The following is a 16,605-nucleotide window of genomic DNA, read 5'->3' on the forward strand; positions in this document are numbered from 1 at the left end:
AACCTCCGAATTTCTCGGAGGTTTTGTCATTGTCATCACTCAGCAGCGTCTACGATACGCCCTTCAACCTGAGGATCAACTTTTTCTAATGATTTTAAGTAATCAATGAAAATCTCATAATCAATATACCCAGGTTCGCTTACACGTCCATCTGCATAAGCATTGGCAAACATATCATATCCGTCTCCACCTTTAGCAGTAAACGTGTTGGTAGCTACAAAGTAAGAATCGGATTCACTTAATGGAACAAATTCAGTTCCATTGTTCACGTCTACAGAAAGGACTCTCTCTCCAGCCGGCTTACTGCTATCGTACGTGAATTTTAAACCGGAAACATGAAGGAATGCACCACTTGCAGTCGGGGCCGCACTTACACTGTGCTCTAAGGCAGCTTTAATTTCAGCTCCTGTAAGATTCATGATACCAAGGCTATTTCCAAACGGCATCAACGTTAATACTTCACCCATCGTAATGTCGCCAGCATCAATGGAAGAACGGATACCTCCACCGTTTGAGAGGGCAATCATGGTTTCAGGGTTTATCGATTTAGCTTTTGCCAACATTCCGTCTGTAATGAGATTACCAAGATTGGTTTCTTTCGTACGGACATCTGCTCTTTCACCATCTAGTACCGAAACAGCTTCCACTCCAATGGATTGCTTTTTAAGGTCGGCGATTTGATCGGAATAAGGCTTTAGCATGGCAGCAACTTCAGGGTCTTCTTCTTGATCCGAAACATTAATCAATTCGCCCATATAATACGCAATGGTTCCATCTTCATCGAATAATACATCCAACGTTCCAAGAGCTTTTCCGTATTCACCCGTTTGAACGATTACCGTAGGCTCTTCACCGTCTTCATTGATTACTGGTTCTGATAATGTAGAGTGGCTGTGGCCACCGACGATGATATCGATTCCATCAACTTGTTTTGCTAACTCTAAATCATTATCATATTGAAGGCTGTCATCATAGCCGATATGTGTGATCGCAATGATTTTGTTAATGCCCTGATCTTCAAACGCTTCGACCATCTCGTTCGCTCTGTCGATATAAGAAGAGAACTCAACAGCACCTGTACTTGAAATGTCTGGAGTTTCTTCAGTGGTAAGACCGAAGATCCCTACCTTTTCTCCGTTTACTTCTTTCACGATTCCATCATAGATATGGGCGTCGGCCGGTTCGTCAGAAATAGCTGAGTACTGTAAGCCTTCGAACAATGGATCTTTGGAGAAATCAACATTGGAACTTACGAATGGAAAATTGGCATTTTTAATGAATTCAGTTAACGCCTTATGTCCATCTTCGCTTGCTCCAAGATCAAATTCATGGTTACCGAACGTCATGGCATCATACCCAAGATAATTCATGAATTCTAAGTCGGCTTGTCCCAGGAATTCATTAAAATAAAGAGTCCCGGAGAATACATCCCCAGCATCAAGTAATAGTGCATCTGGATTATACTCGCGGTAGTCCTTAATTGCGGTAGCACGCTTCGCAATAGCATCCAGATTTCCATGAGTATCATTCGTATGCATAACTGAAAGCGGGAAAAGGCTGTCCTGCATTTCTTTGGCTATTGCCGCTTTATATAGGAAGATCGCATAATCTCCTCGTTTAGCTGGAAGATCGATCCCAAACTGTGTTTCCGAAATTCCTTGAGTGATTTCATTCGCCACCATCATTTGAACAGCAGGAGCGTACGTTTCTTTCACATCTGTAAATGCGATCTCGGTTGTACCTTCTAATCCGAATCCTCTTTCAAGCCATAGAGCTAGTTCACCGCGAGTGATATTCAACTGAGACCCGAAAGAAGTGGACGTTTTACCATTGGTGATTCCTGCTTCTTTTAATGCATTCACTGCAGCCATACCGCGCTCGGGAACATCGGTAAATCCTGCTTCAGGTGCATTTTCGGTATCTAATTCTAGAACATTGGCTAATAAGATTGCGGCATCTACACGTTTGATGGACATACCCGTTCCGAATTGTGTATCGGATATTCCATTGGCCCCCATTGAAACGAGGAAGTCCACTGCATCCATATAACGGTCAGGAACATCGGTAAATTCCTTGGCGCCTGCGGATGCAGTAGGTATAAATGCACTTGCAACAAGAGTAGCCGTTGTAGCAGAAGCTAAAAGCTTACGGTAAGATTTGTTTGACAATTCAATTCTCCCCTTAGTCTAGATAAATTAGAAGCTTTCCATTTCGACAATACTATAGACTAATTTACTACAGTCTTGTCGAAATGGATCAACCCCTGTTCATTATAACAGATACTGTGTCAAATTTATTACAAAATTTACTCTTTACAAAATATTAATACTAATTATTTGGGAACGTTCTCATTAGATGGGTTTGATTTAGAAAATGTTAAGAAATAATTCATGAAAGCAAGTTTAATAGGAAAAAGTGAATAGATATGTGCATATGTATTCCAATAAAACCAAAAATTACTTATTTACATCTTGTAAGAATTACTATATGTGTTAAAATGGAAATGTAAGTTTTATTCCTGTTTTGTTTTAACATATGTGTGAGAGTTGGGCCGGGTTGAGGCCGGAGTTGAAGAGAAAAGCATCTCATCTTGATGAGATGCTTTTCTCTTTTTTGTTTGTTACTTTTTAACCATCTTACGGCATAAAACGATAAGTTTCCTAAATCCCCTTTAAAATCTTACAAATTTCGCTATAATTTATAAAGTGACCCATATTTTAGTAGAAACATAATACAAAAGGAGCGTTATCATTGTCATCTAGATTAAGAAAAATGTTGTATAGTTTGATTGTTACTGTGTTTGTTTTTGGTAGCTTCATAGTTCCGGAGTCGGTGTTTGCCCAACAAATTTCGTCAGGGGTAAATCATCAAAAAGAAAGTGTCAATATTTCCGGAAATACGCATGTTGTAAATACATTGACGATGAATTTATCCGACCCTTATACAAAGGTTGAAGTGGGCTTACCTAACCCCATTAATTCGCTATCGACCGTTTCAGGCATGGCGAAGCGGAATACATATGAAAGCCACAAGGTGGTTGGGGGAGTCAACGCTTCATTCTTTCATTGGGATAGCCGTTTACCAGCTTACCTCTTGGCTAAAGATGATAAGATTGTTAATCTGGGTGCTGTCTCCAGTTCTTATACTGATTTCATGTACGCTCCTGCTGCATTTGGAATCAATGCTAAAGGTCAAGGCCAAATTGATCGTTACAATATGGGGATTACGATTTCTCACCATAATCAAACCTTCACTTTATCGGGATTAAATCGTTCCAGAGAAGTGAATGAGAGTATACTGTTTACCCAAAGCTATAAATTTGATCATACTCGAATGAATCCATTCGGTATGGAAGTGGTTGTAACCGGTGTAAACAAGTCGGTTGACTATGATTTGAAATTTGGTGAAAAGGTAACAGGAAAGGTATCAAGCATTCGTCCTTATGGTCAGTCTACAAGTGCAACGATTCCTAAAGATGGCTTTGTTCTATCTGCTCATGGAGAAGATATTGATAAAATAAGAGATTTAAAGATAGGCGACGATGTTTCGTTATCCCTTAATGTTAATGATAAATGGAAAGATTCAGAGTTTATGTTGGCAAGCGGTCCTTTACTGGTTCAAAATGGACATGCAAAGTTATCCATAGATCCAACCAGTCCCCGTGTAACAGAGAGAGCTCCCCACACAGCCGTTGCGGTGGACTCTACTGGGAACAGAGTATTCTTCGTCACGGTGGATGGCCGTCAACCTGGATATAGTACAGGTATGAATCTGAAAGAATTCGCCAATTATCTAGTTAGTTTGGGAGCGAATTATGCTTTAAATCTGGATGGTGGCGGATCTACAACAATGGTCACAAGGAAAGTTGGTGATGAGTTTGCTTCATTAACGAACTCACCTTCCGATGGATTTGAGCGATCCGTTTCAGCCATTCTGCAAGCTGTGAGCACTGCTCCACAAGGAAACCCAACCATAATGAAAGCCCATCAGGTAAAAGAGGGATTAATTGGTTTAGGTGCTTCGGCAGATTTCAAAATTGATTATATCCTTGACCAATACTACAATCGATTAACGATCGATGAAAGCAAAATGGAACTCTCTGTAGAGGGAAATATTGGTGAAATAGAAAATGGGAAGTTTGTCGGGACGAAAGCAGGCAAAGGATATGTAGTCGTTCGTTATGGAAATGCATCAACCAAGTTGCCTGTGACTGTAGTGGATGAAGTAGGGAGGCTCTCAGTGAAAGTAAATTCTATCCGTTTGATCCCTGGAGATCGTCAGAAATTAGATGTCAATGCCGTTTCAACCAGTGGTCAACCACTGATATTTGATGATAGTAAAGTTCAATGGACCGTAGAGGGGAATATAGGAAAGGTTGAAAACAGTGTGTTTATTGCAGGCGACAAGGAAAGTAGCGGTAAACTAATCGCTACTTTCGGAAGTCAGTCGGTTGAGGTACCTGTCAGAGTATCACCACATCCTGAAATATTGCATAGCCTGAACAACTTAACGAACCTTTCTACAGAAAATATTCGTGCAACTTCAAAGTTGAAGACAGACACAGTGTTACAAGAAAAGGAAAATGGTGCTTCATTGAAGTTTAGATATAACTTCTCTGAAACACAATCAGGTGTAGCTGCTTCTTATATTAATTTTAAGGATCCTTTAAAGATCAGCGGGAAACCAACCAAAATCGGTATGTGGGTATACGGAGATGGTGAAGGGCACTGGTTAAGAGGGAAGGTAAAGGATGCATCTGCTAAGGAGCATACAATTGACTTCACAGGTTACGGAGATTTAAATTGGTTTGGATGGAAGTATGTTGAAGCACAAGTTCCTTCTCAGATAGCTTATCCGATCACTTTAAGTCAAGTGTATCTTGCTGAGCCGGATGATAGCAACAAAGGATCAGGGTTCATCTATTTAGATAAGCTGCAAGCAGTCTATTCTAATATGAAAGAAGAAGCTTTCTCTTCTTCAGACAATCCGAAGATCGTCGATGATCATAAAAAGTGGACCGTTAAGTTTAATATTCCAATGTCCAAGACATGGATTAATAATCAAACCATCTATGTTGAAGATCAAATGGGTGTTAGAGTACCTGTAAAAGTAACGTTGTCCGACAATGGCAAGTCAGCAGAAGTACTGGCCCCTGTGGCAGGATACGTGACAGGTAAAGAATATCGGCTAGTCGTAACTCGTTATGCAAAATCGACAAAGAACCTATTAATGGACAAGGATTCCATCACGCCGTTCAAAATAAAATAATCATCAATAGAAGAAGGTCCCGTTGGCTCGGGACCTTCTTCTTTGGTTTTAATGAGTATTTTGGACGGGACGTACCAACCATTTTGATAAGTTCGGGTGCTCTTTCTTCAGCAACTCTTTTTGAAAGATAAATGTCCATGGTTTAGACGTGTTGGCTTGAACTTCAAGTTCATTTAATTTAAATGCACCTTGAGCGATGACCTCTTGCTCTGCGTCAAGAACTTCTAGAGGAAGCTGGTGAAGTTGAATGGACCTTGGATTACCATTTCTGAATAGAACGGTCGTCGATAGATCCCCGTTTTCTGTCAACTTTGCTTGAACGCCCATGATATTGAATTCCTTTGACTTTAATCTAGGCAGGTTAGACACGAGCGTAGCGAGCTTCTCTTTTTCGCTTTGTGGCAATTGCTCGTCCCACGATTTATCTAAATCGAGTCTATGAGGCTGCATAGAACTGATATTGAAAGCAAGGGACCAGCCTTCAGAAGGAACTTCTCTTGTTACCAGAGCCTCCTTCTCAAAGATAAACATCCACGGCCGACTGCTTCTTCCTGGGATTTTTCCTAATAGAGAAAGATCAAATTCTTTTCTGGCAACGACGTTTTTATCTGCATCGAACAAGAGGAGTTCAATCTTTTCTAAACTGATTGCTTGTGAAAGGCTATTGCGTACAAAGGCAGTAACGTTAAAAGCTTCGCCTTCTTTTTCTATTTCGACACCAGCCAAAGAAATTTGATTTGGTTTTAAGGGTTGTAAATCGTTATTCAGAAAACGAAATACGTATTCTTTCTCTTTCGGCAAGTTCCAATCAGGATGGATTGATAATTCCGTCATGACCTCTTCAGTGCGAGAATGGTCTTGTGACTCATTCAGTAGCTCTCCGGAAGCTACTGAGCTATCTGCTCCGGTTTTCTTTATTTGATCTGCCGTTTTCTTTTTGAAAAATGGAAACATGCTTTCACTCCTTTTCCTGTTGATTATCCGTTGTAAGGTTTTTCAGAAGACCCATACATTCAGTAGAAATATTCTTCTCCAGTGAGTAGAACATATCTGAGAATAATTCCAAGCCTTCCCTTGCGTAAATCCTCATTGGATCTTCTTGTTGATACGATCTTAACCCAATTCCTTCTTTTAGACGTGTCATACTTTCAATATGCTTAATCCAATGATGATCGATGAAGCTGATCATGACTTGGGAAAGAGTGTTGGAAAGCTTTTGATCTTCATCGAAATCATCGATGAACGTCAATGTGTCATTAAGACAAGGCGTGACTAATTTATCGATCTCTTTACGGTCTTCTATTTCCATTGGTAAAATGACTTTTTCTGTGAAGAGTTGGTTGGTTAAGACACTCAATTTATCAATTCTCCATTCTACAGGGAGAAGCTCTTCTGAACATGTTCTGTCGAGCGTGTTTTGATAGGTGCTCTGAACCATGGCTTTTAATGTATGAAGAAGGTTTTCACCAGCAAGAGCCTTTTCTCTTAATTCGTATAATACACTCCGCTGTTCGTTAATGACGTCATCCAGCTTTAAATTATACTCACGCATGGAGTAGTTGGCTCCTTCTACAATGCGTTGGGTACGTTCAACAAATTCATGTATAGCTTTATTCTCCACTAATCCATCCGAATTGACTTTTAGTTTCTTGTTGAGCTTTTCCAGGTCATCTTTGGCGAAGCGTCGGAACATATCATCTTCTAATGAGATGAAAAATTGGCTGGAGCCAGGGTCACCCTGACGTCCGGAACGGCCGCGCAATTGGTTATCTATGCGACGGCTTTCATGTTTCTCAGTCCCTAGTACATGCAGACCGCCAAGCTGTGCAACGCCTTCACCAAGGATGATATCGGTGCCGCGACCGGCCATATTTGTTGCAATGGTAATTTGTCCCCGTTGGCCTGCATTTGAGATTAAGCGGACTTCCTGTTCAACACTTTTCGCATTTAATAATTCATACTTAAGCCGGGATTTATCCAATACTTTAGCCACTTTTTCGGACTGAAGGATGGAGGTGGTCCCGATCAGTATCGGTTGACCCGTACGGTGACGCTCTGTTACTTCGTCGAGCATCGCATCGTATTTCTGCTGAGTCGTCTGATATACCCGGTCCTGCATATCGACTCTAATTTTGGGACGATTGGTTGGGATGGATATTACCTGCATATTATAAACGTCCCGAAATTCTTTTTCTTCCGTTTTCGCCGTTCCCGTCATCCCTGATAGCATGGGGTACATTCTGTAATAGTTTTGAATAGTAATTTGTGCCTGTGTCTTGTTTTCCTGGGTGATTTCTAAACCTTCTTTAGCTTCGAGTGCCTGATGAAGTCCATCACTTAAGGTCCGTCCCTCCATGACACGTCCGGTAAACATGTCAACGAGCTGGATTTTACCTTCTTGCACGATATAGTCTACATCACGCTCAAACATCACATGAGCGCGGACAGCTTGAATCACGTAGTGGTAGAGGGTTTGATGTTCGAGTTCATAAAGATTGTCGACTCCGAACGCTTTTTCTACCTTACTGATACCGATCTCGGTTAGACTGGTGGATTTCGTTTCTTCATCAAAATCGTAATCAGTTTCACGCTCGAACCGTTTGGCCAACTTTGCCGCAATATAGTGAAGGTCCGCACTGGCTGACATCTTCCCTGCAATGATTAGAGGTGTCTTCGCTTCATCAATCAGGACACTGTCAATTTCATCAATAATGGCATAATGAAAAGGCCTTTGAACTTTGTCTTCATTTTTACGCGCCATGTTGTCCCGTAAAAAATCAAACCCGAATTCAACTCCGACTCCATATGTAATATCCGCATTATAAGCTGCTTTCTTAAGACCCGGATCCATCATTGGGAGATTCAATCCAACTGTCAGTCCCAGAAACTCATGTATACGACCGATTTGCTCACGATCCCGCTTGGCAAGGTACTCATTCACGGTAATAACATGAACACCTTTTCCTTCAAGTGCGCGAAGATAAGAGGAGAGGGAAGCTACAAGTGTTTTACCTTCTCCGGTAGCCATTTCAGATATATTACCTTCAGCGAGAACCAGCCCCCCAATTAACTGGACATCATAATGTCTCATCCCAAGAACCCGTTTAGAGGCTTCGCGAACTACAGCGAACGCATCCGTCGTAATATCTTCAAGAGAATTACCTGAGAGGAGTTGTTCCTTAAAGGATTCAGTCATCCCCCTTAATTGTTCGTCTGAATACTCTGCATAGGTTTCTTCCATTGTATTTATTTTTTCTACTTGTTTATGATATTTTTTTAATTGGCGTTCAGATTGATTTGCTGCCTTTTTTAAAAGTTTAATCATTGATATTTTCTCTCCTTAACCAGTTCCATAGATATGTACGCCATCATTAGTTAATCTTATCAAAATTGAGAAAAAAAGACTACTAGCTTGAAAAATTAGCAAAATTATGCAACTTTTACGTGATGTTTGTCGTCTTATTATAGAAGGGTATAACAAGGATATACCATCATACTTTCGGCTCTTTTGGTATAGTCGTAGAAATTTAGTATATGAAACAAGGAGACTAAGTGGTATAATCATTTTTGGATTTGCTTTACTGAATAATGAAAATGACTGAATCCGAAGAGATGGTTCAATTAGATATAAATAACAATATGAAATGATCCTTTTTTGGATATGATATCATTAAGGAGGTACTACATGGTTTACTTAACCTTGTTTATATGCTTTATTGCCTCGATTATTCTTACACCATTAGTAAAAATGCTTGCGTTTAAAATCGGAGCAACTGATCGACCCAATCAACGAAAAGTACATCAAAAAATCATGCCTCGTCTTGGCGGATTAGCCATATTTTTAAGCTTTGTATTAGGAGTTATTATCCTGCAACCTGAGAATGTTTATTCAACGGCCATTTTGGCAGGTGCTGCCATAATAGTCGTGACAGGTATGTTGGATGATATGATTGAGCTTTCAGCCAAATATAAGCTTTTAGGTCAAATTATTGCAGCCCTATTGGTAGTTGTATGGGGCGGTGCTCAGGTAGAATTTATTAACTTGCCATTTGGCGGTCAAATTGAATTCGGTTTTATGAGTATTCCCTTAACCATTATCTGGATTGTAGGGGTGACCAACGCAATTAATCTAATTGACGGCCTGGATGGTTTGGCGGCTGGAGTTTCCTCCATTGCACTCATCACCATCGCTGGTATGGCTGTTATTATGGGAGATACATTTGTAGCTGTTATGGCATCAATCCTTCTTGTTAGTACAATCGGATTTTTATTTTATAATTTTCACCCTGCGAAGATATTCATGGGAGATACAGGGGCTCTGTTCTTAGGTTATATGATTTCTGTTCTGGCTTTACTTGGCTTTAAGAACATTACAGTTGTGTCCTTAATCATTCCGGTTATTATCTTAGGTGTTCCGATTTCAGATACGTTCTACGCGATCATTAGACGATTTGTTAACAAGCAACCTTTATCCGCTCCAGACAAATCACATTTGCATCACTGTTTATTACGAATGGGATACTCACATAAGCAAACTGTATTAATTATTTACGCAATTGCAGCCCTATTCGGTCTTGCGGCACTTATCTTCTCCCAATCAACGGTTTGGGGGTCACTCATTTTCATTGCCGTCCTATTATTCGCTATTCAGATCTTTGTTGAAAGTATCGGGCTTATAGGAAATGACCACCAGCCTTTACTGAAATTCATGAAAACAAAACGAAACAACAGTTAAGATAAAAATCGGGTTCAAATTTGAACCTGGTTTTTTTATTTTTTGTTTCATCTAAACATATTATTCTTGATGTTCCGTGAATAAAAGAAGAAGACCGTTTAGAATAGTCTAAACGGTCTTCTTCTTCATTACCAGTTGATTAATCCATTGAAACATCTTCTTTAATTTCTAAATGATGCTTTAATGTTTCGCTGACTTTATCTAATTCTTCTTCATCCAACGACCAGTAGTATGTACCATCAATATACTCGTCTTCACCTGCGAGGGATAAAGTTTCCAAATCAAGCTTTCCATTTAAACCATAACTAGTAAGAGACTTCATCTCTTCAAAAGTCATATTGGTTTCCATATTATTCCCTATAGCTTCTATGATGTCGTCGTACTTGGAAACAGAATTGGCTGATACTGCTCTTTTCATAACTGCTTTAATTATCTCTTGCTGTCTTTTTCCGCGTTCAATATCGTTATCTTGTTTACGAGTGCGAGCAAGAGCGAGTGCTTCTTCTCCGTTCAGTTTTTGATAGCCAGGTTGCAGATGGATAGCCCTATTATTATCTTCGGCATCTTTTTCATATAGTTCATAAGGAACGTCCACTTTAATTCCATCCAGGGCATCTATCACATCCATGAAAGCGTAAAAATTCATCTTCACATAATAGTCCACTGGAATATCTATAGTTTCTTCGACTGTCTCAATGGTTGCTTTGGGACCACCGAAGTAGTGAGCATGGTTGATTTTGGTTTCGTAGCCGACCTCAGGAATATAAACATATGAATCTCGAGGGATGCTAACAAGTTTTACTGTTTTTTCTTTTTCATTTAATGTGGCAAGCATAAGTGCATCGGATCTCGTTTTCTCTCCAAAATCCCGGCTATCACTACCATCAACACCAATAAAGAGTACAGATACGTTATCATTTTTGGGATCCACAGCTTTTTCACGTTTTTCTGATTTTTTCCTTCCATCAAGATCTTGGTATGAGCTCGAGAATACCGTCTCTGCTTTTTTGTACAAGTAAGCACCATACCCTGCAGCTGAAAATGCAATGAGTAACATAGGAAGGATGAGGAAAAAAACAACTCTTCTTCGTCGTTTTTTCCGTTTAACTGTTCTCTTATAGTCTCTGTCTATGGGCATAAAAATAAAAACTCCTTTATGATCGTTAGGTGGTCTTGAAATAGATATGTAAGCATTCAAAAAATTATTGAATCCCTTAAAATTCGACGAAATATACCAAATATTATTTTACTATGTAACTAATCAATCGTAAAATGAAATTTTCATTACAGGTGAGGGACGGACCTCCAAAACGGAGGTCCGTCCCTCAGTGAAGACCTACAATGCTTCCTCCAGGTACTCAATATACCCCTCGGAAATCTCACCCTGCCCATTGGTAAGCTCCGTCATCCAATCTATAAACTGATCCTTAGACGCTTCCTCTACGTACACTTCAACCTCAACAGCATCTAGGTAATGAATGTCTTTCAGTTGATAATGAGATGATCTCACTTCATTCTCAACCTTACCCAGCCACGTATAATCGATTTTGGTCTTCATCACCCGCATCAGACGTCTCTCGACAATCCCCGTTGCATTCAGCCCTTCAGAGACAGCCCGTCCATACGCACGGATCAGCCCGCCTGCACCAAGCTTGATACCGCCGAAATAACGTGTTACCACGACGACCGTGTCTTTCAAGTTTCGTTTCTTTAACACCTCAAGCATGGGAACCCCGGCTGTACCGCTCGGCTCGCCGTCATCATTCGCTTTTTGGATCAGATTATGTTCACCGATCATATAAGCAGAACAGTTATGATTGGCATCATGATGCTTTTTCTTTATAGAAGCAATGAATTCCTGTGCTTCTTCTTCTGTTTCAACTCGCTCTATATAAGTGATAAATCTGGAGCGTTCGATATTGATTTCATGTTCTCCGAAACCCTTGACTGTATTATAGTAATGTAGCAAAATCATGTCTCCTTTCACTTTGTCGCAACTTGCGACAAAATACGCGCTTTTATCCTAATACTACTATATATAAAAATGATGAAGAATGCACAATTTGGAAACTGCAAGGGGTATTTTGTCAGGCAAAAACTGGTTCTCCATGAAATAATGGTAATACAATGTAATCAAACTTTAATCTCCGACAATATGTGACATGGTATAATGGACGCTGATAGTAATACTTCAGTTGTTCCAACGCTCTTTAAGGGGTAGGCGAATGGTCTAAGAAATTCCCATTCATTCTCTTTTTAACATGAGCGAGTAATCCCTTGGTAGAAGTATTACGTAGGAATATGCCTAGATGAATAAAGGAATTTAGTGACTTTGCATTGAATTGATAAGAGGTACTATCTATTATAGATGAAAAGTAGGTCTATGGACTTGTTATCGCAACTGTTTCCATAGCTTATTAAACCGATTATTACTATGTAAGGATAGTTTTCATGAAGTTAGGCGGACTACTATTGTGGAACAAAAGAGGGGTGTACCGTGTCACTTAAAAAAATAGACACCAAGATGTTGGATAGCATCCTGAAAAAGATGGTCGATACGGTTGACGAAAGTAAGGATGAGATCTTCCAGATTGGCGAGCAATGTCGAACTGATTATGAAGATTTGATGAGAGAATTACTGGAAGTGAAAGAAATGGTCCTCAGGGTGATCGATGAAGGAGATGACCTCCAACAGAAATCAAAGTTTGCCCGGCTCAGACTTTCTGAAGTCAGCAAGCATTTCCAAACCTATTCAGAGGACCAGGTAAGGGAAGCGTATGAGAAGGCTCATGACCTGCAGATGAAGCTATCCATGAACAGACAGCAGGAAAAGCAGCTTCGGGATCGCCGGGATGAACTGGAAAGACGCTTGCAAACACTCGGGGACACGATTGAAAAGGCAGAGAATCTTTGCTCACAAATATCCGTCGTTCTCAATTATTTGAATAGTGACTTAAGGCAGGTAAATGAGGCGTTAGAGGACGCAAAGCAGCGGCAGGATTTCGGTCTTAAGATCATAGAGGCCCAGGAAGACGAGCGGAAACGTCTTTCCCGTGAAATTCATGACGGCCCTGCGCAAATGATGGCGAATGTACTGATGCGCTCCGATTTAATCGAGCGTGTGTACCGCGAAAAAGGTACAGATGATGCCATCAGGGAAATCCGCGATCTCAAACGGATGGTCCGCTCAGCCCTTTATGAGGTCCGACGCATTATTTATGATCTAAGACCGATGGCGCTTGATGACCTAGGATTGATTCCGACCCTCAAAAAATACTTGAGTACAATCGAAGAGTATAACCAGGAAACCTCCATTCAGTTTGTGAATATGGGGCTCGATATCAGACTTCCTTCAAAATTCGAAGTCGCTCTGTTTCGATTAGTACAAGAAAGTGTCCAGAATGCTCTTAAGCACGCTGAAGCTTCACATATCCAAGTTAAAGTAGAAGTAAAGAAAGACCAAATAACAGTTGTTGTCAAAGACAACGGCAAAGGATTCGATAAAGAGAAGCAGAAAACGGGATCCTTTGGCATCATGGGGATGAAAGAACGTGTCGACCTTCTCGAAGGAGACATCACGATTGACTCAAAAGTAGGAACTGGGACGGTCATCCTGATCCAAGTTCCGCTTAATATGTAAATTTTCCAAGGTTTAGGGAGGCGAAAGATATGGCAACAAATATTGTTATCATTGACGATCATCAGCTTTTCAGAGAAGGGGTTAAACGAATCCTCGAATTCGAACCTTCTTTCAACGTAGTAGCAGAAGGTGATGACGGTTCAGAAGCGATGAACCTGGTTGAAACACATGAACCCGACGTTGTTCTTATGGATATCAACATGCCTGAAACAAATGGTGTGGAAGCAACGCGTGAATTAATGGACAGATACCCTGATACGAAAGTCATCATCTTATCCATTCACGACGATGAGAACTATGTGAACCATGCATTGAAAACAGGGGCACTGGGATACTTATTAAAAGAGATGGATTCAGAAGCGCTTGTAGAAGCGGTTAAGATTGTGGCTGAAGGTGGTTCATACGTCCATCCTAAAGTGACGCACAACCTGGTTGCGGAATACAAGCGCCTGGCAAACGCCCAAAACTCAGGCGGATTCCAGCAATCCGAAGTTCGCCGCCCGCTTCACCTATTAACGCGACGCGAGTGTGAAGTTCTGCAAATGCTTGCGGACGGTAAGAGCAACCGTGGTATCGGTGAAGGATTATACATCAGTGAAAAGACTGTTAAAAATCATGTAAGTAATATACTTCAAAAAATGAACGTGAACGACCGTACCCAGGCAGTGGTGACTGCGATTAAAAATGGCTGGGTGGAAGTACGATAAGTATTGGTTGGTAGATAGAGTATTGTTAATTTGTTGTTGAGAGAACGGCCCTTCCTGGTGGAGGGCCGTTTTTTGATTTGTTTGTTGGAGGATGGGTTGTTTGTGGATCGGCAGGCGAAAAAAGGGGGTAGACTCAGCTGCTGAATATAGGCTGAATTTCAGCAGCTGAATTCCACAGACACTTAAAAAAACCACTCCCCATGCCCAGGAAGTGGAACCACTCTAATGCTTTCTCCGTGCAAAATCAACAAATCGGAACATATCCAATCGGTGGCGCGACTCCGTATACTCAAACAGCGTTGCATCCTTCAAATGGACATAATTCTTTACGACGACGACATGGTCATATTCGTTCAGATCAAGATATTTCCTGTCCTCATCGGTACACTCTTCCACGACGATTTCTTTTTTCGCAAAATCGATCGGCAGTTCGAGTGTACCTTCTAAATACTCATAAATGGAGTTTTCACAGATTTCTTTTGTCAGTAAAGGGACTTGCTCTTTTAAGAAATAGGACTTGTCCAGGATGATCCGCTCGCCGCCGATTTTACGGGAGCGGACGACTTTCCACACTTCAGCGTCACGAGTGGTCTCCAGATGAGTAGCGACTTCATCATCGGCAGAGATCAATCCGAAGTCGTGAACGAAGGTTTCGATCTGGTCCCGCCCCATGGAAGTTTGCAGCTCCTTGAAACTCACAAGCCCGGATATCGGAAAGCTCATACGGGATACGTCGAGTACGAGGGAGCCTTTGCCACGCAGCTTTTGAATAAATCCTTTTTGGGCCAATAATGTAAGCGCTTTACGAATAGTCTCACGTGAAGTGGCATAGATCACCGAAAGCTCGTTTTCAGATGGCAGGATCGAATTCGCTGTATACGTACCATTCTGTATTTTTTCAGAGAGATCTTCAAAGATTTGTTTGTATTTATTGCTCTTCGTCATAATATCACCTGCTATTATTTTACCATAATTAATAGGAAGAAATGAGATTCAACTTGAGTGTTGTGAATATTTTCAATAGAATGGAGATAGTGCAAATTGTAGAAAAGGGTGAAGAGCATTGTCGAAACAGCATTGGAAGAAAATCATGATGGGAATTGGCATGAGTACATTATTATTGGGTGCTTGTGGAGCAGACGAAGAGAAGAAGGAAGAAAAAGATACAGCTAAGACAGAAGAGGTCAGCCCGAGTGAAGACCCCGCGACAGATGAGGCGGCATCATTAAATCAGATGACGCAAATCGTGGAGGACGCAAGCGAACTGAAGGAAGCAGAAGGGATCCCGGAAGAAGAAAAGACGGCGATCAACGCTGCCTTTGATCAATATATCAATGCCTTTAACGAAGAGGATTTCGAATCCTACATGAGTGTCATCTCAAAAACACCGGTGAACTTTAAGTACGAAGATGAAGAGCGCTATGTGAAGCAGATCTTTGATTCTGTCGATTCGAAGCGTACAGTGGATAACGTGAAGATCATCAACTATGCTGCCGGCAAGAAGGCGGATGTGTATGCGGAGATCAAAGCCACGACGAAGGATCCGAACAGTGATAAGGAAGTGACCCGTTCCGGGAAGCAGGTAACCGTGTTCCATAAGAAAGAGGATGGATGGAAGGTTGCGGCGATTTTCTTCTTGGCGAGTCAAGGGGAAGAGGAAGCAACAGAATAAGGTAAAAGGGTGTGCCGGGGCACACCCTTTTATTTTTGGTTTAATTGAAGATAAAGGTTAAACAGCTGATCGAGTTCCTGGCTAAGCCTTACAGTGGTGGGGTGCGTGAAACCGTGGTGCAGGGCAAAATATTGCAGTTCCAAGCGCTTTTTTTCCATTTCTAAATGGGTGACTTGAACTTTTAGCGTTACGTCCATGGCAGGAACTCCTTTTTGCTTTATTATCCCACATGAGAATTTAAATGTTAACTGACTTTTATAAAAGGTTTACTATTGTTGACCTTGATCCAACTTTTTCTTGAAAAATTTCGAACGGACCAAGAGTAAAATGACAGCAAAACTGTAGTTAACAACGGCAATGATGGCGAACGCGGGAAACTGGTCAGGCATGGAAGTCCCTGAAAGAATCGCAGGGCTGATGATGGCCAGTGGCATGGTTCCGCTGATGAAGGCCATGATGGCAAATACAAGCAGTCCGATCCGGATCGTTTTTCTAAGAGACGGATTATCTTGAAACATATGAATCCTCCTGGTAAGTGTTTTCTTGAACTAAATACCTTTTACCCAAATAATGGTTTGAAAAA

13 protein-coding genes are annotated in these 16,605 nt (G+C 41.0%); 5 read left to right on the plus strand and 8 right to left on the minus strand.

Annotated elements, in window-relative coordinates; genetic code table 11:
- Positions 1 to 35: 35 nt before the first annotated feature.
- Entirely contained in the window at positions 36 to 2,168 is a 2,133-nt protein-coding gene (locus tag CN378_RS10850; protein ID WP_257141100.1) for a 5'-nucleotidase C-terminal domain-containing protein, read from the minus strand.
- Between the two features lie 583 nt (positions 2,169 to 2,751).
- Between CN378_RS10850 and CN378_RS10855 the strand changes: the two genes are divergently transcribed.
- On the plus strand, positions 2,752 to 5,268 hold the full coding sequence (locus CN378_RS10855; RefSeq protein WP_142323594.1) for a phosphodiester glycosidase family protein: 2,517 nt from the start codon (positions 2,752 to 2,754) through the stop codon (positions 5,266 to 5,268).
- Positions 5,269 to 5,316: 48 nt separating this feature from the next.
- Here CN378_RS10855 and CN378_RS10860 read toward each other — a convergent pair whose 3' ends face one another.
- Both CN378_RS10860 and secA2 read right to left on the minus strand, forming a co-directional pair.
- Complete coding sequence (locus CN378_RS10860) at positions 5,317 to 6,222, minus strand: accessory Sec system S-layer assembly protein (protein ID WP_098351911.1); 906 nt, start codon at positions 6,220 to 6,222, stop codon at positions 5,317 to 5,319.
- A 4-nt stretch (positions 6,223 to 6,226) separates the two neighbouring features.
- On the minus strand, positions 6,227 to 8,593 hold the full coding sequence (gene secA2, locus CN378_RS10865) for an accessory Sec system translocase SecA2 (RefSeq protein WP_098351912.1): 2,367 nt from the start codon (positions 8,591 to 8,593) through the stop codon (positions 6,227 to 6,229).
- Positions 8,594 to 8,953: 360 nt separating this feature from the next.
- Between secA2 and CN378_RS10870 the strand changes: the two genes are divergently transcribed.
- Positions 8,954 to 10,003: a glycosyltransferase family 4 protein gene (locus CN378_RS10870; protein ID WP_098351913.1), complete on the plus strand. Its 1,050-nt coding sequence runs from the start codon at positions 8,954 to 8,956 to the stop codon at positions 10,001 to 10,003.
- A gap of 139 nt (positions 10,004 to 10,142) precedes the next feature.
- Here the strand turns inward: CN378_RS10870 and CN378_RS10875 are convergent, their stop codons facing one another.
- Together CN378_RS10875 and CN378_RS10880 are read right to left on the minus strand one after the other, a co-directional pair.
- A complete protein-coding gene (locus CN378_RS10875; RefSeq protein WP_098351914.1) occupies positions 10,143 to 11,141 on the minus strand; it encodes an LCP family protein in 999 nt (332 codons plus the stop codon).
- 198 nt (positions 11,142 to 11,339) lie between these two features.
- Complete coding sequence (locus tag CN378_RS10880; protein WP_098351915.1) at positions 11,340 to 11,972, minus strand: YigZ family protein; 633 nt, start codon at positions 11,970 to 11,972, stop codon at positions 11,340 to 11,342.
- Positions 11,973 to 12,500: 528 nt separating this feature from the next.
- Between CN378_RS10880 and CN378_RS10885 the strand changes: the two genes are divergently transcribed.
- Together CN378_RS10885 and CN378_RS10890 are read left to right on the plus strand one after the other, a co-directional pair.
- Positions 12,501 to 13,643: a sensor histidine kinase gene (locus CN378_RS10885; protein WP_098351916.1), complete on the plus strand. Its 1,143-nt coding sequence runs from the start codon at positions 12,501 to 12,503 to the stop codon at positions 13,641 to 13,643.
- A 29-nt stretch (positions 13,644 to 13,672) separates the two neighbouring features.
- The gene (locus tag CN378_RS10890; protein ID WP_098351917.1) at positions 13,673 to 14,350 is read left to right on the plus strand and encodes a response regulator; all 678 of its coding nucleotides are present in this window, start codon (positions 13,673 to 13,675) and stop codon (positions 14,348 to 14,350) included.
- A 222-nt stretch (positions 14,351 to 14,572) separates the two neighbouring features.
- On the opposite strand, the gene treR is transcribed toward CN378_RS10890, so the two are convergent.
- On the minus strand, positions 14,573 to 15,295 hold the full coding sequence (treR, locus tag CN378_RS10895) for a trehalose operon repressor (RefSeq protein ID WP_098351918.1): 723 nt from the start codon (positions 15,293 to 15,295) through the stop codon (positions 14,573 to 14,575).
- Between the two features lie 118 nt (positions 15,296 to 15,413).
- Here treR and CN378_RS10900 point away from each other — a divergent pair, with 118 nt between their 5' ends.
- Positions 15,414 to 16,022, plus strand: coding sequence for a Cif family virulence factor (locus CN378_RS10900; RefSeq protein ID WP_098351919.1), 609 nt, complete (start codon positions 15,414 to 15,416; stop codon positions 16,020 to 16,022).
- A 29-nt stretch (positions 16,023 to 16,051) separates the two neighbouring features.
- Here the strand turns inward: CN378_RS10900 and CN378_RS10905 are convergent, their stop codons facing one another.
- Positions 16,052 to 16,219, minus strand: coding sequence for an aspartyl-phosphate phosphatase Spo0E family protein (locus tag CN378_RS10905; RefSeq protein WP_098351920.1), 168 nt, complete (start codon positions 16,217 to 16,219; stop codon positions 16,052 to 16,054).
- A gap of 72 nt (positions 16,220 to 16,291) precedes the next feature.
- Positions 16,292 to 16,540: a hypothetical protein gene (locus CN378_RS10910; protein ID WP_098351921.1), complete on the minus strand. Its 249-nt coding sequence runs from the start codon at positions 16,538 to 16,540 to the stop codon at positions 16,292 to 16,294.
- Positions 16,541 to 16,605 lie beyond the last annotated feature (65 nt).

This window comes from Bacillus sp. AFS015802, assembly GCF_002561455.1.
Lineage (GTDB): Bacteria > Bacillota > Bacilli > Bacillales > Bacillaceae_B > Rossellomorea.